Below are 24,589 nucleotides of genomic sequence, written 5' to 3' on the forward strand. Positions count from 1 at the left end.
TGTTAGTTCGCCTCCGCTTTCCTGCCGATTTTAAGGTTGAATGAGTTGGGAAATATATTTATAGCTGATTTCAACGCTTTCCAGCTGATTCCGCGTTGTCCAGTCCTGCTCAATGAACAGGTACCGCGCTTCCGGCTTGCTGCTGAATGCCGATACGATCGCCGGAATATCCATTACGCCTTGTCCTGCTTCCGTAAAATACTCGATCTTATGCAGCTTGATCATCAAGTCCATATCGATTGTAGTATCATAACCGATTACATCGAATAAATTGACAGGCTGCGCAGTAGCCGGCAAATCCTTCTGGTGAAGCAAATCACAGCGGTCACCCAGCTTTTGCAAATACGCGATCGGGTCTACACCGCCGCGCATCGCCCAGTACGTATCAAACTCGACCTTCACCAAATCAACCTCGGTATTTTCCAGAATAATATCCATCACATACTGGCCTTCGAACTTCTGGAATTCTTCAAAATGGTTATGATAATAAAGCTGAATGCCATGCTGCTTAAAATATTTCCCTGCCTTGTTCAAGTCGGCGCACATCTTCAGCACCTCTTGCTTGTCGGCGAAGAAAGCGATCGCGATCGCTACCGAATCGAACCCGACTGCCTTCGCATAGGATACGATCAGCTCCGCCTTGTCCTCCGGCAAAAATCCGAGGTCAATATGAGCCGAAACGGCCTTTAGCCCGTATTGATCGAATGCTTGCTTCAATTCAGCAGGATTCAAGCCTCCTACAGTGCCCCCGATATTAGCAGCATCGTGAAAAAACAGTTCTACATTTTTGTAACCGATTGCAGCGACCTTTTCCAATGTTCCCTTAAAATCTTTCGTCAATTCGTCTCTGACTGAATAAAGCTGCAAGCCAAATTCCAAGCTCATGCTCTAGTCCTCCCGCGAAAAATGAATTCACAAATGCAAAATCACGTATTGTAACAGATTACATTTATAATTATAAAGTTAGTATAAAATAGATGTTAATCAAAATGTAACGGATTACATTTGTGTATCACGAATTGTAGCTTATTATGTTTTGTTCGTCAATACTTTTTGCATTGGGTGTTGTCACCAGCCTCGAAGAAATGGCCAATATTAAGCGGTCGGGCAAGCGCAAGTTGGCATAAAAAACGGCCAAAGTGGACGCTGCTTCACGCCCGGCTTTAGCCGTTTTTTTGCTCATATTCCCTTTATTTTACCTGCGCCCGCGTCGATTCGCGTTCTATCAGTTCATGCGCTAACGTCACTTTTTCATACCGTTTATCTGCGCTTGTCATATTATGAATCAACAGATTCATTGCAACATAGCCCAAATCATATTTTGGCTGGTGCACGGTCGTAAGCGCCGGCGACGCCATCGTGGCCTCGCGCGTATTATCAAATCCGATTACGGCCACATCGTCCGGTATGGTGAAACCATTCCTCTGAATGGCATTCACACAGCCGATGGCAATACTGTCGCTCATGCACAATATGGCTGACGGCGGATCTGACAATCCGAGCAATACGCCCGCCAGTCTCGCTCCATCCTCATGGTTGCCATTACTGTACTTGAGCCATTCTTCACGGTACGGAATATCATATTGCTGCAATGCCCGCCGGTATCCCTGCTCCCGCAAACTTGTCGATTTAATTGCCGTAGGTCCGCCGATCAGCGCTATTTTCCGGTATCCTGCTTCAATGAAGTGGCGCACAGCATCGTACGCTGCTTGTTCATCATCAATAGACACGGAGCAAGTATGAGACGCCTCTTTAATTTCGCAGCATTGCACAATGCTGTACTTCTGCCCGAGCGCGCTCAATTCTTCCTCGGTCAAAGTTGAACTGATTACGATAACGCCGTCGGCAAGCCTGTTTTTTAAAATCTGAAACAGTTCTTTTTCCCGCTCCACATTGTTCGAGGTTGGGCAAATAAGCACATAATAGCCGTCTTCCTGCGCGCGCGCTTCCATTCCAGTCACGATATCACCGAAAAAGGAATGATCCAGAGAAGATGTCAAGACGAGCACCTTCATCGTTTCCGACCTTCTTAAATCGCGTCCGAGCAAGTTGGGCTGATAATCGAATTTCTCAACAATGGCGAGAACCTTCTCTCGCGTCTTTGCTTTAACTAATGGGCTGCCATTGAGCACCCTCGATACGGTAGCTACAGAAACGCCGGCTAATCTCGCTACTTCCTGAATCGTCATCGACTTCTGCATCTGTTTCCTTCCTTTGCCCCTCAATTCCGTCACAAAAGCTCATCCTGCAAGCAGGCAGCAGCTTCTCGAAAAAGTCTACCACGTTTATATTATTGGTTTCAATGAATAAACGTAAAAGGAGGCACGGCAAGACGTCAGCTTCCGTCCCGGATCACGTTGCGGTACTGGATCGGCGTCAAGCCTTCGCTGCGTTTAAACTTCCGGATAAAATTCGTTTGATCGTTATAGCCGACCTCGTTCATAATATCTTTAAGCGGAACGTCGGTGTGCTTCAGCAGTTCCTTCACTTTCTCCATCCGCAGGTTATCGATATAGCGCATCAGCGTATGGCCGGTGCAATCCTTGAATACACGGGTAACATAAGAAGGCGACAGCGAAAACTGCTGCGCGATAATTTCCAGCGTCAGCCCGCTATCCCGGTAATGCTCCGCGACATATTCCCGGATTTTGCCGGTCAGGCCGGTGCCTTTGGCCGCCGTCTGCTGCTCTACATAAGCACATAATTCCTCGCACAAACGAATGATCGACGCTTCAAGCAGCTCCATCGTCTCATATTCTTCTGTTGCCAGTACATTGATCAGATCGCGAAAGCGGCTGTCCGATTCCACCCCCAGCTCCATCAATATTTTGATCAATGTATTGACCAGATTGAAACAGATAAGCTCGGCCGCCCGCAGCGGGATATGCCGCTCCGCAATGTTTTGCAAGATGGCGGTGACAATCTGCCGCGCATCGTCCGCCCTCGCCTGCCGCAGCGCGAGCACCAGCTCCCGCTCCAGCTCGAGCGGCTGCCAGTTCGGACTCTGCCCGTGCAGGCGCACATCTTCATAGCTAATAATTTGCCCGCAGCCCTTGATGAAACGGTAGCGCACCGCCTGGCTCGCTTCAAGGAAGGAGCCGTGGGCAAGGGAGACATCCTCAAAGCAGGAGCCGATGCCTACTGTAACCGACAGCTGCCAGTAATGTGCAAGGAATTGCTGCAACTTATCGGCCAGCATGACTGCCCGGCCGTTCTCCGCCGCAGCTTCGTCCAGATTGAGCAGCAAAGCGAAAGTCCGATTGCCGGGCAATTCCACACTGTAACCGACGCCGATTTCTTCCGACAGCTCCTCCAGCATTTTTACCAGACTGTACTTGAGCAAATGCCGGGTCGAAGTCGAGTGCAACCGCAGAAACTGGGCATAATCGTCAATATGGAACAAAAGAACAACCCCGAGTTCATGAGCAAAGCGCATGGAAGCCAGCGCCAGCCGCTCCTCCCACGGACTGCTCGTCATGCGGCCATACAGCAAGGAAAGCATCGTCTGTTCCTTTAATTCGCTAGCCTGGCTTTTCAACTGATGCAGCAGCCCTTCTTTCTGCGCTTCCATCTCTCCGACCGCGCGGGAGATCAGGTCATACTCGTCCGTCCCTGCCGCTCCCGGCAGCGAATGATGCGGCTCCAGCTTTTTCACCAGCCGCCGCAGCGGACGATAATTGTTCACCGAGAAGATGAAAGCAATCAGCAAGCCGATGAGAAAGACAGCTGCAACCGTATATTCGAACCAGCGCTTGCTCTTCTGCACCTGACTCATAAACTGATCGGTCGGCATGACCGTTATGTACGACCAGTAGTTATGGTCGGAGCGGATGCGGATGATTGAATATTGCTTGCCCTCGATCGACGCATTTTGCAGCCTGTTCCCCGCCTCCTGCGCGGCGGCGGCCCGTATTGCCGAACGCACGGCCGATTCGGCGGCCTGCATCCCGGCATTCTCCAGCCGATAAAGCGGCTCTTGCTGCTCGCTTACAATGTAGGTGATGCCGTAATAGTCCTGCAACGCTTGCTGCATAATCGTATAAATGCTGCTTTCCTCAATGAAGAAAAGGACCGCGCCATAGCGCTCGTCCCGGTTATGCGACAAAGGCTCGATATAGATATACCTTTTCAGCGAAGTTCCTTCCTGCATCCCCGCCATCTGCAATTGTTGCAGAACGGGAATGTTAAGTCTCTCCAGCGTGCTGTCCAAATCTTCCAGCCTGTAGCCGGCAAACTTGTAAACAGTTTCAAAATAGGCGTCTGCATCGTACGTTCCGCTGGCCGCATACAGCCTGTCGGGATGCTGGGCAGGGTAATACAGCATGACATCGTAAATAAAAGCGTTTGTCGACTTGTACTTTTTCAGTTCGGATACTGTCCGGTATAGAGCGTAACCGTTCTCCTCCACCATAAACGGAGTCAGCGCGGAATTAGCCGCGATCTGCAGCGCCATCCGGTTCATCTCGTTCACTTTCGCATCCATAATGTGTTTGATCTGCGTCAGGCGGGCGACCGTGCTGTCCCCGATTTCGGCGCCCAGCGCCGCGACAAAACTATGATATACAATTCCGCCCATAATGGTGAGCACAATGACGACAAGCAGCATATACGAAAAAAAATATTTGTAAAATCTGGATTTCACTTTATTCCCCAATGCCCTCATTTTCACTCGTGCGCCCATATTTATCCCTTGCCTCCCCCAGTTTCTATACAGCAACTGCCAAAGAAGGAGGCATTGCCCGTTCTTTGGCAGTCTACAACACTGGCATGCTGCGAGCGCTAATGCATCGGCTCCGGCCCCGCTGCCGCCGCCTTATTGTTTGTACCGCTCATAGCCCGCTTTATAAATCTCCATGTATTCCGGCAAGCCCATTTTATGCAGCGTCTCGGTATACTTGCCCCATTCATTGAAGGAAGCGCCGCCGGTAATAAATTTGGTCGTCATTTCTTTTACATACGTTTCAATATCTGTCTTCAAAACCGTCATGCGCTCGGTTTCTTCCTTCGTATGATTGAACGGCGGCCAGATTTCCTTGAGCAGATGCGGCTGAACCTTTTTCGCAGCCTCGATCGAGCCCGGCATCCCTTCCGCGCCTTTGAAATAGGCCTGCTTCAGCATGCTCGGATAACCGACGCCCGGCCAAACGAGATATTGCGCTACAGCCTGGTCCTGTGTCAGCCCTTCCGGATTATGTTTGATCTCGTCTGTATAGTCGACCTCGCCGTCCGGCTGCTCAACAAACGTTTTGTCCTTGAAGCCCATAAAAAACATCTTGATCCCTTCGTCGCTATACAGATGATCCACCCACCGCACGGTCGCTTCGGGATGCTTGTTTTTGTCTGTAATGACGAATTGTCCCGGGTTGCCGACCGGCGATCCGATATAGGAATAGATTTTGTCGCCGTGCGGGCCGGCGAGCGCCGAAGCGCCGACATAGCCTTTCAAATTGCTGTAGACCGCTTCCGGGTTATAGTCGGCAATGACTGCATATACGCCTTGCGATCCCTTGGCGATGATCTGATCGGCATTGGCGGTGAAAAAGTCTTTATCGATCAGCCCTTCGCTATAAATCCCGTTTACATATTGGAGCAGCTCTTTATACCGGTCGTCCGCCGGGAAAAAGCGCAGCTCATTGCTCTCGGGATCAATGTCCACATAAGGGTGAGATGTACCGCGGTTGCCCAGCCCCCACGCGCCGTACAAGTAATTGCCGAGGTAGTTCCAGCCCGGTCCGCCGCCGAGCGGGATCATCTTCGGATCATGCTGCTTGATCGCCTTCAAATACTGATAGAACTCCTCTGTCGTCTGCGGTTCCGGCTGCCCGATCTTGTCGAGCCACTCCTGGCTGTACCACATGAAAGCGCCCGTCAGCATGGAAGTAAAATCCGGATCGGTTACAGTAGGAAAAGAATAAATGTTGCCGTTCGGCATCGTAATCGCCTTGCGCAATTCCGGATTCGCATCCAGTAGCTTTTTGAAATTCGGCGCATAGTCGTCGATCAACTGGTTCAGCGGAATAAAAACGCCCTGTTCACCGTACAGCATCAGATCCGCAGGCGTAAACCGGTTCCCGTAAAACGCATCCGGATAATCGCCGCCCGCCAACAAAATGTTCCGCTTCTCTACCAGATTGTCGCGGTCAACCGTATTCCATCTGACATGGATATTGCTCATCTTTTCATATTCCTGCCATAGCATCAAATTGTTCCAGTCCGCAGCCGCGAACCGCTTAGGAGCGAAAAACTCCAGTTCGATTTTATTCTGGACGATCGGCATCCCTTCCTGTTTCACTTCCGTTTCCTTGGCGGCTCCCTCGCCGGAAGCTCCTTCATTCTGATTGCCGCAACCGGCCAGCGCCGCAGCCCCGATCATCGCCAGCACCGGAAGCAGCCGGGAATAACGTCGTTTTTTCATCGCTGTTGACCTCCTATTTTTTTAGCATGCTATATCAGATTGGATTACCCTTTGATTGCGCCTATCGTCATCCCTTTGACGAAATACCGCTGCAAAAACGGATACAGCAAGAAGACAGGCAAATTGGCAACAATGACGACCGCATACTTGATCGCTTGCCCGTACATGATCTGTTCGGACAGCGCCGAAGCTCCCCCTGCCATTTTATCCATCTGGTTCTGGATCAAAATTTCGCGCAAAATAAGCTGCAATGGGAACTTGTCGCGATCTGTCAAATAAATAAGTGCATTAAAATAAGAATTCCAATGGTCGACACTGTAGAACAGCACCATTACGGCAATAATCGGCATCGACAGCGGCAGCATAATGCGGTACAAAATTTGCAGGACCGTGCAGCCGTCGATCATCGCCGCCTCTTGCACCTCATACGGCACACTCGTCCGGAAAAATGTCCGCATAATGATGATGTTGTAGACGGAGACCGCCCCTGGCAGAACTAGCGCCCACATGCCATTCAGCAATCCGAGCTTTTTGACGACAAGGTAGGAAGGAATCAGCCCGCCGCTAAAAAACATTGTAAACACAAAGGCAAACATAATAACGTTGCGGCCGGGCAGATTGGTCCGCGACAATGGAAACGCTGCCAATATCGTCAACAACAAATTGACGGAAGTGCCGACAACTGTATAGACAATCGTATTTCGGTAACCGGTCAGTATCTCCTGGTTTTGAAAGACCTTCTGGTAGCCGACGAGCGTCAGCTCCTTCGGAAGCAGCCACAGCTCGCCCCGCGATACAACGGCGGGATTGCTGACAGATGCGCTCAATACAAAAACAAGCGGATACAGAACAACTAGCAAAATGACCACAAGCAGCAGGCCGTTTATAAAGCCAAACAGCTTATCTCCGCGGGTGTCCCCCAATGCTCTCTCCCCTTTCGATTACCATAAGCTGGTGTTCCCGACTTTTCTGGCGATGAAATTGACACTGCCGAGCAGTATAAAATTGATGATATTGCTGAACAGGCCGACGGCCGCGGAAAAACTGTACTGCGCGCCCAATAGGCCGCTGCGGTAGACGTAGGTAGCGAATACGTCCGAGCTTTCCAGATTCATATCATTTTGCATCAGGAACACTTTCTCGAAACCGACGCTCAAAATCGACCCCGTATTCAAAATAAGCAAAATGATAATCGTCGGCATCATGCACGGCAGGTTGATATGCCGGATGCGCTGCAGCCTGCTCGCCCCGTCTACGCGGGCCGCCTCATGCAGCTGCGGATCGACCCCTGACAGCGCTGCCAAATAAATGATCGAGCTCCATCCCATCTGCTGCCAGATGCCGGAGAAGACGTACAACGACTTGAACCAAGACGGTTCGGTCAAAAAAGCGATGGGCTCGCCGCCCGCGGCGCGAATAAGATGATTGACAATTCCGGTATCCGGCGACAAGAAAATAACGAGAATGCCGATCATAACGACGGTGGACAAAAAATGCGGGGCATATGTGACCGTCTGCACAACCTTCTTGAACCGTTTGACCCTCAGCTCGTTAATCATTAAAGCGAGCACGATCGGTACAGGAAACCCGACAAGCAGCTGGTACAAGCCGATGCCCAACGTATTCTTGATCAGACGCCAAAAATAATAGCTTTGGTAAAAACGTTCGAAATGCTTCAGCCCGACCCAGGGACTTCCGGTAATGCCCTTTGTCGCAATGAAATCTTTGAACGCGATCTGTACGCCGTACATCGGCACATAGTGAAAGACGACAAAATAAACAATAACAGGTGCAAGCAGCAAATACATTTGCCAATGCTTGCGCAGCACACTGGCCATACGGCAGCCTCCATTTGTTTGCAATTAAGAGTTGCAGTTGTCCGCGGCGCCGCAGCAACTGTAATACCGTTAATTGTAAGAAGGAGGCCGGCAGCTGTCTATCTGCAATAATTTTCTCGTCGGCTTTTTTTGCAATCTCGCGCTGTTGCCCGATTATACGCCAATAAGGGCCCGCCAGCAGTAGGCGAAGCGGACCTGAGCGGACCGTGGATCCGTTATCTGCGAACAAAACAGTTGAAACGACCTGCTCGCGGACCGTAGATCCGTTATTGGCCCCAAATCGCCGCTAACCCCCCGCAAAATCGGCAAATAACGGATCCTGTGTCCGCGGAAGCTCCGAATAGACTCATTTCGGCAAAATAACGGATCCTATACCTATGTCCGCATAGCTCGCAATTGCCAGTTCGTGGCTGTAATGCGCACAAAAAACCGCCGTCCCCGGACCGCTTACGGAGTCATTTTGTACCGTATAAGTTTTCCCCGCTTCATCGATTCCTGTTCCTTGTACAAAGATGCTATCGTCTGACTCAAAAAAGCGCTTTCGGAACTTGTCGAAAAAGGTCTGATTTACCGCATACAAGGAAAAGGATCGTTCGTCATGTCGGGGGGTCGGATGAATCCGCGTTTAGCGGGTGGTCGCAAAGCCCGAAGGAACTGCAAATGGTAGCTCTTTTATTGCCCCAGATGGAGAACAACGAATCATCAAGGAACTTCAAGCATAGAGGACCGCTTAAAGGCTACGAAGAATGTCTCGTTCAGCATCGTATTCCGGTCGATCATCACCTTCAACTCCTCAACATGCAATCGTATGATGAACTGACCGAGTTCCTCAAAGCGAACGAAGCTATAACTGCTGTGTTCGCATCTACTTCCGGCGTCGGAGTGCAAATGGCCAAAGCCGCGAAATGTCTCGGCTTTCGTATTCTGGAAGATTGTCGCTCATCTTCTTCGATGATTACACATTTCCGAATAAGCGCTCATTCACCCAACTTGCATCAAGCAAAAGGAAATCGAACTGGGCCAGGAAGCGGCCAAACTGCTGCTTTTATTAATCGAGAACCGAGACAGGAGCATAGGAAAATAACTTTGCCGACCGAACTTCTCATTCGGGATTCGACCTCGGTATGCTTGGAAGATTTGATTTGAAGGGCCGCTAACGAACCTGACAACTAAGCTTGCCCCACAACGCTTCCAATTAAATGGAAATACAATAATTGATCCAAAAAAGGAACAATAAGGTGATGAAAACGATTACCATCAGGTGTTTTGTTTCGAAAAAGCTGATTTCTATAGTGAAGAGGGTTCTTCTACACGTTCCTTAAAAGGAGTTTTTAAGGATTTTTATTCCACATTAAGTTTTTCGTTGGAAATACTCAATGAATATGGTTTGCCTAAAAGCGCCTAAATAGCAGGTTCTACTCCACAAATAGTCTGCTGGAATTTCATGGAACTGATGTGGGTCAAGCTTAGACCTGACAACCCTTATTCGGCTCATAATGGGGCCTTGCGGGCTGTAACGAATCTACCGATCGTTATTCACCGAAAATCGGCCCCTTCCCCGCCTTTTTTTCAGCAATAGCGTGTCTCAGGTTCGTTACACGCAGAGCAAGCCGCTTTTTCGGCCAATAGCGTGTCTCAGGTTCGTTAGCCCTAATCATCAGCATTGGAAGGATGAAATAGAGGGCATCCAGGCACGATCCCCCTCTTGATGACGCCGCGCACTAGCGTGGGGTAGCAAACTAACTGCATTTTATGTCGCTAGTTGCTGGGGATTAGCAGACGATTGGCGATCTACATGCAAAACCTGTATTTAGTGTAGCCGATTTCAGCTGAATTTCACGATTTTGCTGCAAACTAAAGGGAGAAAATGCAGGTAGTTCCTCATGATTCCTGAAATACAGGGAAACTAATTGCAGAAAATCCCTTTAGTGCCCTATCTGAGGCTGTCGATTGGCGTCCATGCGGGAAGAAAAACTTCGACAACTGCTGATGGAAAGGAATCCCGCTGATGTTCGCTTTCCTATTTGTTCCAAAATCCTTTTGTGCCCTTTATCTATTATGAAAACTAGTATTAACGCAGAGCGGCCCCGCTTTGTTTCTGGTCTATCCAATCTGGCTCCAAAAAGTTTGTCTATCGATTAAACTAAGTTTATAATAGATGTATCACACTGGGCAGCAGGCCACTGCTTTAACGCTATGCAATTGGACCGTGGGAGGCCGTCGATTAATTGTGGTTGTGGACATCTGTCAGCGCGGGTGAAACGGTCCGAAGCGGACAGCAGATCCGTTATCTGTGAACAAATCAGCTGAAATGGCTGGCCGCGGACCGTAGATCCGTTATTTGTCCTAAATCGCCGCTAAACCGCCGCAAATCTGGCAAATAACGAATCGTATGTCCGCGAACCTCAGCATGAGCCGGCTTTCGACAAAATAACGGATCGTATGTCCGCGAACCTCAGCATGAGCCGGCTTTCGACAAAATAACGGATCGTATGTCCGCTTGACTCGCAGTTGCCCGCTTCTCAGGCAAAAAATCGCCCTCTCACAGAAAATCGACAGCCTCGTCGTTCCGTTATTTGTGAACAAACCAGCCAAGATGACGAGGTCGCGGACACTGGTTCCGTTATTTGCTCCAAATCGCCATGAAAGTCAAGCAAAACCCGCAAATAACGGATTCTCTGTCCACGAACTACCTATTTGCCTGTTTTTCGGCCCAATAACGGATTCTCTGTCCGCCTGCGCAAAGCAACTAACTGCAGCCCTACCAATCAGACAGGGGTATAACCATCCGATGAAAGCCAAATCAACCGGCGATTTCGCCATGGTCAAAAAAATAAATACAGCGATCGTGCTGGAGGCCATCCTTGCGCATGCTCCGCTTTCACGCGCGCAAATTTCCGAGCGGACAGGGCTCAACAAAGCCACAGTCTCAAACCTTGTGCAGGATCTACTCGACAGCCATCTGGTGCTGGAGATCGGTCAAGGCAAATCCAGCGGCGGCAGAAAGCCGGTCATGCTCATTTTTAATGCCGCTGCCGGTTATGCGATCGGCATCGATGTAGGCGTCAATGAAATTCGCGGGGTATTAACCGGGCTGGATGGCGAGGTGGCAACTGAAGCGGCTGCCATGAAAACGCCAGCAGACAAGCAGTCAAAGCAGCCAAAACGGCATGAACTGACAGTAAAGCTGGCTTCGCACGACCCTGATGAAGCCGCCCGGCAAATTTCCGCTTGCATCGATCAGCTTAAGCAAAAGATGCCGGCCAGTCCTTACGGTCTGGTTGGCATCGGGATTGGCGTGCCCGGCATCGTCGACGATCAGGGCATGATTCTCTTCGCTCCCAATCTGGGCTGGAGCGGGATTGAGCTGCGGCAGAAGCTCGAGCAGCGCCATCAAGTGCCGGTTACGATTGACAATGAAGCGAATGCCGGCGCGCAAGGAGAGGAAAAATACGGCGCCGGCCGCGGCATCGCCAATCTTGTTTATGTCAGTGTCGGGATCGGCATCGGTACAGGCATTATTTTGAATAAGGAACTGTACAAAGGGGCTGCCGGCTTTTCCGGCGAGCTTGGCCATCTTTCGATTGAACGGCATGGCAAGCCGTGCCGCTGCGGCAATATTGGCTGCTGGGAGCTGTATGCCTCGGAGAATGCGTTGCTCGAGCATGCACGAGCCGCAGGCTATGCGGACGTTGATCTTGAGCAATTGCTGGCCGCCGCGGACGCCGGCGACGAGCGCGTACGGGCGATGTTCAGCAGCATCGGCGAAGCGCTGGGGATCGGCATTGCCAACATTGTCAACATTTTCAATCCGGATGCAGTCATTATCGGCAATCGCATCAGCGGGGCCAGACACTGGATCGAAGCGGCGCTGCAGAGCGCTGTCGAACGGCGGGCGCTTTCCTATCACCGCAGGCAATTGAAGCTGCAATTCGCTGAGCTTGAGGATCAATCCGCCGTACGCGGCGCAGCTTATTATGCAATCAGCCGATTTTTTACACACGTGAAGGGCAGCATCGGAGACTGATCCTGCGGTTTCGCTTCGTCTGCGATCAGCAGAGATAGAACCTTAACATCACGATGAAGAAGGAATACGAGCGCAGCGCTCTTGCATTGCATAAAATGCGTATGTCGTGGTAAAATGGAGTCAACAATATAAAAGAGCCTTTACCGTTGCATCGGTAAAGGCTCTCAGGACTTGAAAGGCTGTGGATCACCACGGCGTTGTGCATTGAAATTAAATCAGATGCAAAAACCCACCATTAGGCGCCAACCTTACGCGGTGGGTTTTTGCTTGTTCTTGCGAAACTTACGCTTCAGCCAACGGAAAAGCTTCCGGATTCCAAACACTAGGCTTAGAATCGCGGCAATCCATCGGAGCACGTCCAGCAACGCCACAAGTACGGCCATCGGCGTCACCCCCTTTCAGGGCAGCTACACCGTGACCCAAAAACATCCACCACTTTTCAGTCCATATTACGATTTTACTAGATTTAAAGACTTCTGTAAAAGCCCGATCAAAAGCAAGTTCAATTTCGGCCTCTCTAGGCTGCGTGTATCGGCGTCGCCCGCCAGCTCCGCTACCGTGGCAATATCCACGCCAGGCGTTTTAACGAGTTCGCGGCAGAACGCTTACTCGGTCCGGCTTGCTGCTTCCAGCATAGCCTGGCCTTCTTTTTGAATAGCTGACACCACATCATCCAGCGGCTTGTTCTGCTGCACGGCGGCTGTAATCTCCCGATTGATCAGCGCCTCAAAATCGTAATAAAAGTTCGAGTCGTGTACGCCCTCTCCGCGATCAGGCGGCAAATGAACTGGCATCAGCTTGAACAGCCTTTCCACCAGCGGATCTTTCCTGTATTGCGGATAGGTCCGATGGACAGAAAACCCCGATCGCGTATTTTTCGCTTTAATTTTCGCGATCCGCTCGCTTGTCATCAGCTCGATCATTTGCCAGGCCGCGGCGGCGTTATCCACCTCGGCGCCGATCGCCATCACCTTATTCACAAAGATCCCGTTGCTGCGGCTGCGATCCTGCTCGCTGACCGGCGGAGCGACTGCCCCAACCTTGAAAGGCCAGTTGTTGCTGTCTGCCGTATAGCGCATGATCGTCATCGCTGCCTTGCCATGACCGAACAGATCGCCGGACCCGTCATCTTCATAGTTGTAGATTGTTATGCCGTCCGCTTCCATTTTTGTAACTTTCGGCGCTTTCAGCGACAATGTTTCATTTTTATAAAGCTGGATCACTTTTTGCAGCAAGTCTCGCCAGCCCGGCGTATTCATCGTAATCCCTTGGCGCGAATCATACATTCGCAGCCCCTCGCTCTCTGCAAATGCGGACAATACACTGTAAGGCATATTGGAATACTGCCGATGCAAGCCGACCGTTCCATCCTTGCGGCCTCCCGCCTCGGTAAAACGGGTGGCCAGCTTATAAATTTCCTCAAGCGTCATACCGTCCGTTGGCGGGGCAACCCCATATTTCGCAAACAAATCTGCATTATAGTAAAGTATCTGACTGCTGAATTCCGGTGCAAGCCCATACAAAATGCCGTTACCGTCCTGCTTCATCCATTCGATCATCCCCGGATACAGGTCCGTCTCCTCCATGCTGCTGCCGGCCGTGAGCTGCGGCGATAAATCTGCGAGCAGCCCCTCCTCGACAAGCGCTCCATAACGCCAAATAGCGGTTAAAATGAGATCCGGTTTTTCCTCTCTGACTTTGCGGATGTACTCTTCAGGCGGCGTCCCTTTTTCGTCCGGCACCAGTTCAATCAATTCAATCTGCTGATCCGGATAAACGCCTTCAATAAATGTGCGGTAAGCAAAATTGTAATACTCCTCCGAATCGACCGCGATTTTGAGCGGTTGCTGCGGATTCGGGTCAGTCGAATTTGCCATGCAGCCTGACAAAAGCAATGTTAACAGCAGCGCTGGCAGCAAGGTAAGCGTTACAATGCTATTCCTCCTAACCGAATGCTTCACTGATCTGCTCCTCCCTCTCCCATATTTTCTAAAAATAGCTTAAATAGAAGTTCTTAACTATGCGCTTGATATTTTCTTAACTTTCCCTTAATAGCTCCAATACATGGAAGCTTGAACGCCAATCCGACAAAAGAGGGACGATATGCCCAGACGGAAAATCGTTCTATAAGAACGCTTTAAATGCGAACATAAGTTCGGTATAATAGAAACATAGAAGGCTTGCGAGGGCGGCCTGGCGGATGCCTCCGGGAAGGGAGGTGATGCCTGTGGAGGTTAAAGAAGTATTGACGCTTATGATGGGGACCGGTTCGCTGCTTATTGCCTTAATAACGTTAATTGTGACGATCATTGCAGCCACGAACCACAACAAAAAGAAGTAGGCCGCCCCGTGACAAGGATTGCGGTCTACTTCTTTAAGCCTAGCTTCATATTGTTCATTGCCATACCGCCCTTAAAAAGCGGCTATCCTGAAAAAATCAGCTGGAATTGCATGTGGCAAGGGAATCGGCGGCAACCGGTTCCCTCGTTATCTTATTATTACTATATCACAGGACGGCAAGTTGCGAAACCTGGCACTTACATCATACTAACGCTTAGCTTTGTCCAGTATCGCCTGACCGTCTTTTTGAATCGCGGCAATGACGTCGTCGAGCGGCTTATTGTCAGTAATCGCCTCCTTCAGCTCACGATTAACAACATCCTCGAACGGCTTATAAAACGTCGCTAAGTCCCATTGATCCACCGCTTCGCTGTCAGGCAGCACAATCGGCATCAGCTCGAAAATTCGGGTAATGACCGGATCGGAAGTATAACGCAGCTGGGAGCTATGCGTCGAAAAGCCATCTTCATTGCCAAGACTGGCAAATACTTTGGCCAAATGGTCGCTCGACATGAAACGGATAACGTCCCAAGCCAAATCCGGGTTGTCCGCGGCATTTGGAATAGCCATAATCCGGTAAATGTCGATATCGCCGCTGCGTGTCGGATCGGAAGAACTGACCGGCGCTACAGCGTAACCTGTCTTGAACGGATACTTGCTGCCTTCAGCCGATGAATAGCGCATTTTTGTCATGGCTGCTTTCCCTTGCCCGAACAGGTCGCCGGCCTCCATCGCCTCCTTCGTAAAGGTCTTCTCGCCATCGATCATCTCACTTTTCGTTTCATGCATCGACAATGTATCGTTCTTATACAGATTGATCATCGTTTCCATCGTGCTGCGCCAAAGCGGCGTATCCATCGCTACCTGTCCCCGCGAAAAGTCGATCATCCGCAAGCCTTCACTGGTGGCAAAAGTCTGCAGCATCGCATAAGGCTGATCGATAAACTGCTCGTAATAACCCACGATTCCTTCGCTCCCGCCGCCTGCCGTGCGGAAACGATCGCCCAGCTGATATATTTCTGCCAGCGTCATGCCGTCATGGGGCGGTTCTACGCCATATTTTTCGAACAAATCCTCGTTATAGTACAGGACTGAGCTATTGAACTGATTGGACAATCCGTATAATACGCCATCGCCATGCCCCTTTAACCATTCCAGCATTCCGGGATAAAACTCTTCCTCCTTCATCCCGCTGCCGGACATCCGCGCAGACAGATCAGTCAGAATTCCCTCTCTGGCCAAATAAGTGTAGCGTTCTGTCCATGTAAAGATAAGATCCGCTTTTTCCTGTTTTACCTTTTCGGCATACTCCTCGTTCGACACTGGCACTTTATAGTCCGGCCACAGCTCTATTAATTCAATTTCGGTATCCGGGAATGCAGCATCGATATAATCTCTATATAAATAATCGTAACTACCTTTAGAATCCACAGCTATTTTCAAAACTTTTTTCCCGCTGCCTGTTGACGGTTTATCGGACGTGCATGCAGTCAATGCCAATACAGCGAGCAGAACAATGGCTATAATCCCCGGTCTCTTCATGCTCCCTCACCCGGCTTTCCGAGTTTGGCAAATGAGGCCTGCAGACTGGTCTGCAAATCCGCCAGCGCCTGATCAATCGATTTTTGCTGCTCCAGCACGGCTCTAAACTGCTGATCGCCCTCGCTTTGTATGATCCGCTCCGCCGCTAAATAACGGCTGTCTCCCCGCAGCGTCCATTCAGCAACCACCTTTGCCGGATCCACCTTCATGCCGTAGAACCCGCTCCATTTGTCCTCCGCTGCAGATTTCATTTCCGAGGTGCGGTTCAATAATCGCCCATTTCTCCTATCACTCTGATCCATACGCTTGGCGTTTGCCGATCCCGCAATAAATTTAAGCAGCTCCCAAGCTGCCTTTTCATTGGGACTATCTGCTGTAACCGCATAAACATAAGGCGTACTCAAATATTCAATTTGATTTGTAGCCGCCGGATCAATCTGATAGGATACCGTCATCCAGTCCAACTTTCCGCCTTCCTTCGCCCTCTGCTCCTGACTAACCAAATTTGCATAGAACGTATTGTCGGCCAGCGACATTGCCGCCTTGCCCTGCGCAAACAGATCATTTTTCATAATCTCGTTCATACTGACCTGCTTACTGAAGTCCATCTTGCCCGGCAGCTTAATCCATCCTTCAGCCAAGCCGTTCGCCACCTTTTCCCATATCTGTTTCCAGCTGTCCGATTGCACCATAGGCACATATTTCCCCTGCTCCAAGGCAACAGTCTGCAACCCCTGCGTCTGCCCGATTAAACGGACAAGTTCGTACGGCGCATTGCGTATGTCGGTGGTTAGCCCCTGCACGCCGGAGCCGGTAAAACGTGAAGCAAGTGCCAGTACGTCGTCAAGGGTCATCGTCCCTTCAGGATCCGGAAGCGTAATGCCTTTCTCAGCAAACAGCGTCTTGTTGATGAAAAGCGCCCGCGATGCAAACTCCATTGGCAAGCCGTACAACTCGCCGCCCCCAGCTGTCCGCAGCAGCTCAACTAATGGCTGATGCAGCTGATCCAGATCGAATTCATCCTTCTTGATCAACGCATCGATGGCCTTCAGCTTACCCTCTTGCGCCAACTGCCCGAAAAGATTGAGCGGCACCATCACAAGGTCAGGCTGCTCCTTCTCCAGCCACTCCACATACTTGGCTGCTTCCCGTTCCAGATTAAAAGGCGCTGTCGCCAGTTCGATTTGCACAGATGGATGACGAATGATGAACGGCTTTCTGATCTCATCAAAATCGCCATACGGAAAAATGGCCGCCTTCAGTGTACCGCCAGATTCAGCGAGCGGATCTTCCATAATCGATGCCAATGCATCCGATGGTTGATTTTTTTGCAGCAGCCCCTGCAAATCGTCGCGGAATAGCCAGCCGCAGCCAATGACAGCCACAGCGCCAAGCGTAGCCGCAATAGCCTTGATCGGCAGCCTTTTTCGTTTGGTTTGCATATGAATACGTTCCCTCACTTTACGTTCAAGTTTCGAGGTGAACCCATTCTTAACCGGAGGCTCGCCGGAAAGCCTTCGCTCCCAATGATTGATCTGCTCCTTCATACCCACTCTTCCTCCCCGCATACAGCCGTCTCCTTCGCCCATTTGCGGTTCACCGCAGCCCGCGCCCGGTGAAGCCGAGATTTAACCGTACCTTCAGTAATACTGAGCATCTCCGCAATTTCTTTCATTGTAAAGCCATAATGAGCGCTCAGCAGCAGCACTTCCTTCAATTTGCGCGGCAGATCCAGCACGGTCTTCCATACTTGCTCAGTATCCATCTTGTCCAACCATTCGTGCTCAGCCGACTTCTGCACATCCCGCTCCAACCATGCCGGCAGCAAGGTCACCTTGCGCAGCCAGGCCGAACGCAGCGCATCGCGCGCCTGATTGCGCGTAATGGCAAGCAGCCATGTCTTGATCGACGATTGTCCGCGAAAATCATACAAACGCTCGTACACCTTCACAAACACATCCTGTACGATGTCATCTGCCAATTCACGCTGGCGGGTCAAGAAGTAAGCAAAGTTCCAGACGTCCTTGCCATACTCTCTCATCAGCTCATCCAGCACTGCAGCCCGGTCCAAGCCGCCGGTTATATGTTTCAAATAATCGAACTGCAAGTTGTTCACCTCTGACAAGTAGACGACTGAATTTTTGAATGGTTCCCTTTAGGATCAAACTTTTTTTGGGGAAAGAAAAAGGGGGGTACCGGGCAGATTATTGCTCCCGCCTGCGGCGGTTGTAGCCCTTCTCATCATACGGCTGCAGCTTCTCCAGCCACTTATCTTCCAGCTGGCGCAAATCGTTCCGGTACGCCTGAATAACCTCTCTGCGGACTCCGCCGCTGCCATCGGCACTTTTAATATCTTTATAGTCATTGCGCACCTCGTCGCCGAGCTTCAGCTCCTCCAGCACTTCAAACTCAAAGCCTTTGCCGCCCGTTTCGTTCCAGTCCGCCTGCAGCGCCTTATTCATGTGGCCGCCCATCTTCAGCATAAATTCTTCTCTTGTCCAGGCCGATTCCAGCGTCGGGGACGAAGCGACATACACTTTGCCGTTATTCGTATTCACAATTTGAAACACGCCCATGACCCGTTTTTTCATGCCGTACTCATTCTGCAATTCTTTTCTTCTATTCATCATCTTCTCAGCCTCCTCCTCAAAAAAGCAAAGCAAGGAACTCTCCCCCGCCTGACAACTATTAATCAAAGCATACCATTTCAAGATTAAAACCTGAAATACCAAAAAGCCTCAGTCAACTGCGCCGCGCTCGACTAAGCAGCAGTTGACCAAGGCTTCTTCTCATCAGCGTGCCGCTCGCGCGGCCGCAAACAGCCGCACGGCGTTCTCCGCGGCGCGCTCCAGCAGCGGCCGCGCTCCCGCCAGAGCATCGTCCAGGCTCATCGGGCCGTCGACGATGCTCATCAGCGCCGTGACGCCTTGCGCATACAAGGCGTCCGCGCCCGGGCCGAGCCCGCCCGACAAGCAGACGGCGGGCACGCCGTGCTTGCGGGCGAGGCCCGCCACGCCTGCCGGCGCCTTGCCGCAGGCGGTTTGCCCGTCGGTCCGGCCCTCGCCCGTCAGGACGAGGCCGGCGCCGACGATCGCTTCCTCCAGCCGGGTAATCCCGGCCAGGAGGTCAAAGCCTGGGCGCAGCGCGGCGTGCAGCAACGCTGCAGCGCCTGCGCCCAGGCCGCCGGCAGCGCCCGCGCCCGGCAGGCGATGCACGTGCGCGCCGAGCGAGCGGCGCAGCACGGCGGCATAGCGGCGCAAGCCGCGGTCCAGACGCGCGACCGTCTCGGCGTTTGCGCCCTTTTGCGGCGCGAAAATATGCGCCGCGCCTTCCGCGCCATAGAGCGGATTCGTGACATCGCAGCACAGAATCACTTCCGTCTCAGCCAGCCGCGGATCTGCCGCGCTCGCATCAATCGCTGCCAGCTTCTCCAGTTCACCGCCGCCGTAGCCCAGCTCATTGTCACAGCCGTCGAGAAAACGGTAGCCGAGCGCTTGTCCGAGCCCCATGCCGCCATCGGTCGTAGCGCTGCCGCCAAGCCCGATTACAATCCGGCGGCAGCCGGCATCAAGCGCGTCGCGCACCAGTTCTCCTGTGCCGTATGTAGTCGCTTTCAGCGCATCCCGTTCCGATCGTTCCAGCAGCGGCAAGCCGGATGCCGCTGCGGTTTCAATAACTGCAGTTCCGTCTGCCAGCAGCGCGTACGCGGCCTGCACCGGACGCCCCAAAGGATCTTTGGCTGTCACGGTCCGCCGCTCGCCCGGCACGGCTGCGAGTACCGCATCGACCGTGCCTTCGCCGCCGTCGGCAATCGGGATTTTTATAACCTCGGCATGAGGAATGACTCGCCGGATGCCGGCCTCCATCGCCTCCGCCACTTCCAGACTTTCCAAGCTCCCCTTGTATGAATCCGGAGCCAATACGATCCGCATCGCCTTGCAGTCAGTCATCAACACGCGCTCCTCGCCATATCATTCGCTATCTATTATACCGAATATTGGCAATGATGGCGATAATGAATCTGCAAGCAGTTATACCGCAAACTTAACCCTGATCGTTACAATTTGCTTCGCCTTGGCCGTTAGTTCCAGCGTGTGTTTGTCTCGCAGTGTTACGCCGCCTTCTAGCGGCCGCCCATCAAGATCAACCAGCTCTGCCGAGGCCAACTGCTGCCGGAATGTCAGCCTGCCCTGCACATTGGAGTCTTCAATATTGAACATGCGGACCAAATAACTGCCGCCTTCAGGGCTCTGCCGGTACGAGCTGAGAATTAGCCCGGAAGAATCGAGAGATAAATAACCGCCGGTGAGCGGCAAATCTGCCGTTCTGCCCTGCAGCGTCTCCTTGAAGAGCTTGCCTTCTCTGCGATCTGCCGTCCGTACGCCGGCCGCATAACGCTGATACTCCTTCCACAAATCTGCATGCGTCATTTCATTTGGAGCAAATAAGCGGATCGCGTATTCGAACTCAAGCTTGCCCAGCAGCTGCCCGCCATCGCTGCCGTCGCACAGCACCTCCTTGCCGGTGCTTCTATACAACGTCAGTGCAATCGTTCGCTGCTCATGATCGCGGACGAAGGCTTCATACAGCCCTTTGCTGTAGATCGCCATCCCTTGCTTGTCATCGGCTGTCATAATTATGCCGTTATGGGGTACCGTTTCGAACGGCTTGCGCAAATAATCACTGCGGTCCGGCTGCGTAATGTCGCGGCGCACAAAATCGAACGGCGTGCTCGTATAATAATGCTCCGCGGCAAGCCCTGTCGGGAACAGCAGCAGCAGCCGGTGATCGCGCACTGTATTCGTAATCGCAGTACGTATATACAAGAGCGGGTCATTCCGTTTCAAATCGATCACGATGCTGACCGGTACATCTGCCAGCTCAGAGCTGCGTCCCGTATCATCCTGCGCAGCGGAGCACGGCAGCGAAAGCTGCAATTCAATGCCGATCGTCGCTTGATATGGTCCATCGCTAATAGAAGTTACGACAGCGCGTGCGCCGGTCGAGCGGATGCGCGTATTTGCAACCGGCGGAATATGGCTCCAGCCGTCGCCGATATCCCCTTCATCCTCAAACAGCAGCAGTCCGCTATATTGATGCCCGGAAGCTTTATCAGCCACATTGATCGTGCCGTTGCTGTCGACACTGACTGTGATTCGCCCATTGTCCCAGCTGTTCTCGCCTGTTTGCATCGAGCCCGGGTGGCGAACCGGGGCGACCATCTTCGGCGCACTGTAAGCGAGCGGCGCATTCGGCTCGATCGTATATTTTTCCAACAGATAAGTAGCATAGCCCATGGCCGGCACCTGAGCCGGAAAAGCAATTCTCAAGCGGTCAACCGTCTCGCCTCGCGGCAGCTCGCGGTAGGGGCGGTAGCGCCGCATCCGGTTGCGCTTCACCTCAATCAGCTGATAAGCAACCTCGCGCTGCTCACTATCATATAGGCGGAAGGACGTGCCTCCAAGAAACGGCCAAGTTACCGAAGCATCGGTTCCGGCCGGCAAGGATAATTCCACCTCAATCACGCCGTCAATTGCGGTCTGAGACGGATTAAAGACGGTAAAAGCAGGACGGCCGCCCAAAGCCTCCTCATCCAAATGATCCGCAATAAAATGCATTTGCTCCTTAATCATCTGCTCGCTGATCAGGCGGGACTGATCGAAACGGTACATCATATCGCGATGCACCTGATCGATGGAGCAGCCGCAGATCGAATCGTGCGGATGATTTTGCAGCACAAATTCCCAAGCCTTGTCGATAAAAGCAGCCGGGTAGGCCCGCCCTTCCAAGGCCGTGATGACGGCAAGCGGCTCCGTCCATTTTTCCAGCAGCGTCTCGCAGCGATCGTTGTGCTGCTTCAGATGAACGCGCGAGGACAAAGTGTTCTCCGGCACCCAGTTGTTAACCCCATCGAAGGCCTGCTCGCGCAGCTCGCCCTTGTATACCCGCAGCTCGCCGATCTTCGTCCGCAGCTCAGCCAAATAAGCCTCCAGCGTCGAATGAACAAATTCAACCTTCAGTTCATCGGCATTGTTCAGCATTCGGAGCAGCGTCCCCATTTGCGGCTCAATCTCAATATGATCGACGCCGTCCATGCCGATGCCCAGCGAGGTCGTCGCCCGTTCGTTTTTATATGCCATCAATTGCGCGGCGCGCTGAATAACCTCCTCCCGATGCGCCTCGTAAGCGTCATCGCGCTCAAAAAAAGGCCAGCGAATGGCAAAGTAAAAATCGCTGTAGCTGCGGTCCTCGTCCAGCTTAAGCCCCAGCACACGGCTGCCGTCCGCCCCCTCCCACCAGATCTCCGCCGGATCGCCATCACCGCGAAAGCCGCGAAACAGCACAGCATTATCGATGCCGAACTGGCGCAAAATTTGCGGCAATTGGCTGTTATGGCCAAAAATATCGGTAACGAAGCCGGACATCATTGGCTCCACGCCCCACGTGCGCGACAGCTTCATCCCTTTTTCCAAATTGCGGATTAAAGCTTCGCCGCTTACAAGATATTCATCCGGCATTACATACCACGGACCGATGGAGATCCTTCCAGCCTGAATCAGCTTGGCAAGGCGCCCGCGATTTTCCGGACGAATTTCGAGATAATCCTCAAGCACAATCGTCTGCCCGTCCATCATAAAGTACTTATACTCCGGATCCTGCTCCATATGATCAAGCAGCTCATCAATCATATAGACGAGCCGTGTGCGAAATCCTTGAAAATCTTCATACCATTCCCGGTCCCAATGCGTCTGGGACACTACATGCATTTTAGTAATCGCAATTGGCTGCTTCTGCGTCTCTTCATTCGCTGCACTCATTTACTTCTATCCCTCCATTAAAATGTATTATAATGATATAGATCATTTCTTTTAATCCGTATCATATTACCCATGACGTTATAAGTCAATATAATTATTTGTTTGACCGATATCCTCAATCAACACTGTCAAAGCTCGTATAAACAGTGATTTACATTTTCTCCCCTTGACATGAAAGGCATTTCATAGCTTAGGCTATATGGAGTTAGTAAAATATATTAAGCGGGAGGACGAGAGACATGACAGTACATGAACTGGTGTTTTTTGATATTGACGGCACTTTACTAAATGATCAGAATCAAATTCCCGAATCAACCAGGCAGGCTGTTCGCATGCTGCAGGAAAATGGCGTGCATACCGCCATCGCGACAGGACGAAATCCTTCTTCCTTCGAATGGGTGCGGGAGGAGCTCAATATCAATTCTTATGTATCTATCAATGGCCAATACGTTGTATACGAGGGTAAAATGATTTATGAAAACCCGATGGCTATAGATTCGCTGGAACAAATATCGCAATTTGCCGATGAGGCAGGACATGCGATTGCTTATTTTAATCACGCCGAAATCGCTGTTACCCAGGAGGCTCATCCGGTTATCACCGCCGGCTTTTCCTCGATCAATCTCCCTTATCCCAATGTCGATAAAGCTTTTTTCCGCCACTCCCCCGTCTACCAGGGCAACTTGTTTGTAACCGTTGACGAGCAGGCGCACTACGAAAAACAATTCCCGCATTTTCGCTTTGTTCGCTGGCATGAGCATGTGGTGGACATCTTGCCGCTCGGCAGCTCCAAGGCGGTAGGCATTCATCATTTGCTGAAGGCTATCGGCGTCGAAAACCGGAAATGCATCGCATTTGGCGATGGATTGAACGATATCGAAATGCTTACGACGATAGGCACAGGTATTGCGATGGGCAATGCGGTGCCTGAAGCGAAGCGCGCAGCCGATCTCGTCACCACCTCCTCCAGCGAGGACGGCATATGGAATGGCTTGAAGCAGTTGGGCTATCCGCTCTAATCCGCGATAACTCCCGGTCCCGCGCAGGGGGCATCACGCGGGTGTTGAAATCAGCTTAGGCGGACCTACGATCCGTTATTTGTTCCAAAGAAAGCCGATTCGAAGTGTTCGCGGACAGAGGATCCGTTATTTGCGGGTTTTGCCTGATTTTCGTGGCGATTTGAGGGCAATAGTGGAACCATGGTCCGCAGCCCCGCCGTTTTGGCACATTTGTTCACAGATAACGGATCTACGGTCCGCCGCCCTGCCGCTGATACTTAGATAAGCTTAGATGAGTGGAAAAGGCGCTCAAATGTTGCAGTTTATGCAACAAATCGATGGGAGGAAGCAAGTAGACTCCCAATTGTTGTACGAAATGCAACAATTGGCTCCTTCAGGGGGCTTAAATAGCGATGATTGTTGCAAAACGTACAACATTTGCAGCTAAAACGGCAGAATGCGGGTTCGAATGTTGTATTTTCTACAGGCCTGTTGATTATCCAATATTTAGGGTCGCATTTTCAAGAAACTGGTAAGCAAAACTAGCCATTCCGATGGTAATTTGTCCAGCTCAAATAACCGATCAAATTCGGCAAAAGTTAACTTCGCAC

Annotated in this window: 17 protein-coding genes; 3 read left to right on the top strand and 14 right to left on the bottom strand. The window is 51.5% G+C overall.

Features of this window, described 5'->3' with window-relative positions:
- Positions 1–30: 30 nt before the first annotated feature.
- From ACFQ0N_RS32290 to ACFQ0N_RS32315, 6 genes are all read right to left on the bottom strand, one after another.
- Positions 31–885: a sugar phosphate isomerase/epimerase family protein gene (locus tag ACFQ0N_RS32290; RefSeq protein WP_379334234.1), complete on the bottom strand. Its 855-nt coding sequence runs from the start codon at positions 883–885 to the stop codon at positions 31–33.
- Between the two features lie 305 nt (positions 886–1,190).
- Positions 1,191–2,234, bottom strand: a complete 1,044-nt coding sequence (locus ACFQ0N_RS32295; protein ID WP_379334235.1) for a LacI family DNA-binding transcriptional regulator — start codon at positions 2,232–2,234, stop codon at positions 1,191–1,193.
- Between the two features lie 101 nt (positions 2,235–2,335).
- On the bottom strand, positions 2,336–4,681 hold the full coding sequence (locus ACFQ0N_RS32300; protein ID WP_379334236.1) for a helix-turn-helix domain-containing protein: 2,346 nt from the start codon (positions 4,679–4,681) through the stop codon (positions 2,336–2,338).
- 132 nt (positions 4,682–4,813) lie between these two features.
- Positions 4,814–6,415 (bottom strand): extracellular solute-binding protein, encoded by a 1,602-nt coding sequence (locus ACFQ0N_RS32305; protein WP_379334237.1) that lies wholly within the window; start codon positions 6,413–6,415, stop codon positions 4,814–4,816.
- Between the two features lie 44 nt (positions 6,416–6,459).
- Entirely contained in the window at positions 6,460–7,338 is an 879-nt protein-coding gene (locus ACFQ0N_RS32310) for a carbohydrate ABC transporter permease (protein WP_379334238.1), read from the bottom strand.
- Between the two features lie 18 nt (positions 7,339–7,356).
- A complete protein-coding gene (locus ACFQ0N_RS32315; protein WP_379334239.1) occupies positions 7,357–8,253 on the bottom strand; it encodes an ABC transporter permease in 897 nt (298 codons plus the stop codon).
- Between the two features lie 2,791 nt (positions 8,254–11,044).
- Between ACFQ0N_RS32315 and ACFQ0N_RS32320 the strand changes: the two genes are divergently transcribed.
- Positions 11,045–12,280, top strand: coding sequence for an ROK family protein (locus ACFQ0N_RS32320; protein ID WP_379334240.1), 1,236 nt, complete (start codon positions 11,045–11,047; stop codon positions 12,278–12,280).
- 248 nt (positions 12,281–12,528) lie between these two features.
- On the opposite strand, the gene ACFQ0N_RS32325 is transcribed toward ACFQ0N_RS32320, so the two are convergent.
- Complete coding sequence (locus ACFQ0N_RS32325) at positions 12,529–12,663, bottom strand: hypothetical protein (protein ID WP_285889992.1); 135 nt, start codon at positions 12,661–12,663, stop codon at positions 12,529–12,531.
- A gap of 222 nt (positions 12,664–12,885) precedes the next feature.
- Entirely contained in the window at positions 12,886–14,241 is a 1,356-nt protein-coding gene (locus ACFQ0N_RS32330) for an ABC transporter substrate-binding protein (protein ID WP_379334241.1), read from the bottom strand.
- Positions 14,242–14,507: 266 nt separating this feature from the next.
- Here ACFQ0N_RS32330 and ACFQ0N_RS32335 point away from each other — a divergent pair, with 266 nt between their 5' ends.
- Positions 14,508–14,621, top strand: a complete 114-nt coding sequence (locus tag ACFQ0N_RS32335) for a putative holin-like toxin (protein ID WP_379334242.1) — start codon at positions 14,508–14,510, stop codon at positions 14,619–14,621.
- A 206-nt stretch (positions 14,622–14,827) separates the two neighbouring features.
- Here ACFQ0N_RS32335 and ACFQ0N_RS32340 read toward each other — a convergent pair whose 3' ends face one another.
- The 6 genes from ACFQ0N_RS32340 to ACFQ0N_RS32365 form a co-directional block, all read right to left on the bottom strand.
- Positions 14,828–16,162, bottom strand: coding sequence for an ABC transporter substrate-binding protein (locus tag ACFQ0N_RS32340; RefSeq protein ID WP_379334243.1), 1,335 nt, complete (start codon positions 16,160–16,162; stop codon positions 14,828–14,830).
- Positions 16,159–17,709, bottom strand: a complete 1,551-nt coding sequence (locus tag ACFQ0N_RS32345) for an ABC transporter substrate-binding protein (RefSeq protein WP_379334244.1) — start codon at positions 17,707–17,709, stop codon at positions 16,159–16,161. Before ACFQ0N_RS32345 ends, ACFQ0N_RS32340 begins: the two co-directional genes overlap by 4 nt.
- Positions 17,706–18,278: an RNA polymerase sigma factor gene (locus tag ACFQ0N_RS32350; RefSeq protein WP_379334250.1), complete on the bottom strand. Its 573-nt coding sequence runs from the start codon at positions 18,276–18,278 to the stop codon at positions 17,706–17,708. The genes ACFQ0N_RS32345 and ACFQ0N_RS32350 overlap by 4 nt, the downstream gene beginning before the upstream one ends.
- An 88-nt stretch (positions 18,279–18,366) precedes the next feature.
- Entirely contained in the window at positions 18,367–18,792 is a 426-nt protein-coding gene (locus ACFQ0N_RS32355; RefSeq protein WP_379334245.1) for a GIY-YIG nuclease family protein, read from the bottom strand.
- 162 nt (positions 18,793–18,954) lie between these two features.
- Positions 18,955–20,112, bottom strand: a complete 1,158-nt coding sequence (locus ACFQ0N_RS32360; RefSeq protein ID WP_379334246.1) for a glycerate kinase — start codon at positions 20,110–20,112, stop codon at positions 18,955–18,957.
- A gap of 81 nt (positions 20,113–20,193) precedes the next feature.
- Positions 20,194–22,980: an alpha-mannosidase gene (locus tag ACFQ0N_RS32365; RefSeq protein WP_379334247.1), complete on the bottom strand. Its 2,787-nt coding sequence runs from the start codon at positions 22,978–22,980 to the stop codon at positions 20,194–20,196.
- 239 nt (positions 22,981–23,219) lie between these two features.
- Between ACFQ0N_RS32365 and ACFQ0N_RS32370 the strand changes: the two genes are divergently transcribed.
- A complete protein-coding gene (locus tag ACFQ0N_RS32370; RefSeq protein ID WP_379334248.1) occupies positions 23,220–23,999 on the top strand; it encodes a Cof-type HAD-IIB family hydrolase in 780 nt (259 codons plus the stop codon).
- Positions 24,000–24,589: the final 590 nt, after the last annotated feature.

Source organism: Paenibacillus sp. GCM10027626 (assembly GCF_042676285.1).
GTDB lineage: Bacteria > Bacillota > Bacilli > Paenibacillales > Paenibacillaceae > Paenibacillus_Z.

What these genes read in the sequence shown, in the direction of transcription:
- ACFQ0N_RS32290 (WP_379334234.1), bottom strand. Translation starts at nt 885, where the DNA reads ATGAGCTTGGAATTTGGCTTGCAGCTTTATTCAGTCAGAGACGAATTG.
- ACFQ0N_RS32300 (WP_379334236.1), bottom strand. Translation starts at nt 4,681, where the DNA reads ATGGGCGCACGAGTGAAAATGAGGGCATTGGGGAATAAAGTGAAATCC.
- ACFQ0N_RS32305 (WP_379334237.1), bottom strand. Translation starts at nt 6,415, where the DNA reads ATGAAAAAACGACGTTATTCCCGGCTGCTTCCGGTGCTGGCGATGATC.
- ACFQ0N_RS32315 (WP_379334239.1), bottom strand. Translation starts at nt 8,253, where the DNA reads ATGGCCAGTGTGCTGCGCAAGCATTGGCAAATGTATTTGCTGCTTGCA.
- ACFQ0N_RS32320 (WP_379334240.1), top strand. Translation starts at nt 11,045, where the DNA reads ATGAAAGCCAAATCAACCGGCGATTTCGCCATGGTCAAAAAAATAAAT.
- ACFQ0N_RS32325 (WP_285889992.1), bottom strand. Translation starts at nt 12,663, where the DNA reads ATGGCCGTACTTGTGGCGTTGCTGGACGTGCTCCGATGGATTGCCGCG.
- ACFQ0N_RS32340 (WP_379334243.1), bottom strand. Translation starts at nt 16,162, where the DNA reads ATGAAGAGACCGGGGATTATAGCCATTGTTCTGCTCGCTGTATTGGCA.
- ACFQ0N_RS32345 (WP_379334244.1), bottom strand. Translation starts at nt 17,709, where the DNA reads ATGAAGGAGCAGATCAATCATTGGGAGCGAAGGCTTTCCGGCGAGCCT.
- ACFQ0N_RS32355 (WP_379334245.1), bottom strand. Translation starts at nt 18,792, where the DNA reads ATGATGAATAGAAGAAAAGAATTGCAGAATGAGTACGGCATGAAAAAA.
- ACFQ0N_RS32360 (WP_379334246.1), bottom strand. Translation starts at nt 20,112, where the DNA reads ATGACTGACTGCAAGGCGATGCGGATCGTATTGGCTCCGGATTCATAC.
- ACFQ0N_RS32365 (WP_379334247.1), bottom strand. Translation starts at nt 22,980, where the DNA reads ATGAGTGCAGCGAATGAAGAGACGCAGAAGCAGCCAATTGCGATTACT.
- ACFQ0N_RS32370 (WP_379334248.1), top strand. Translation starts at nt 23,220, where the DNA reads ATGACAGTACATGAACTGGTGTTTTTTGATATTGACGGCACTTTACTA.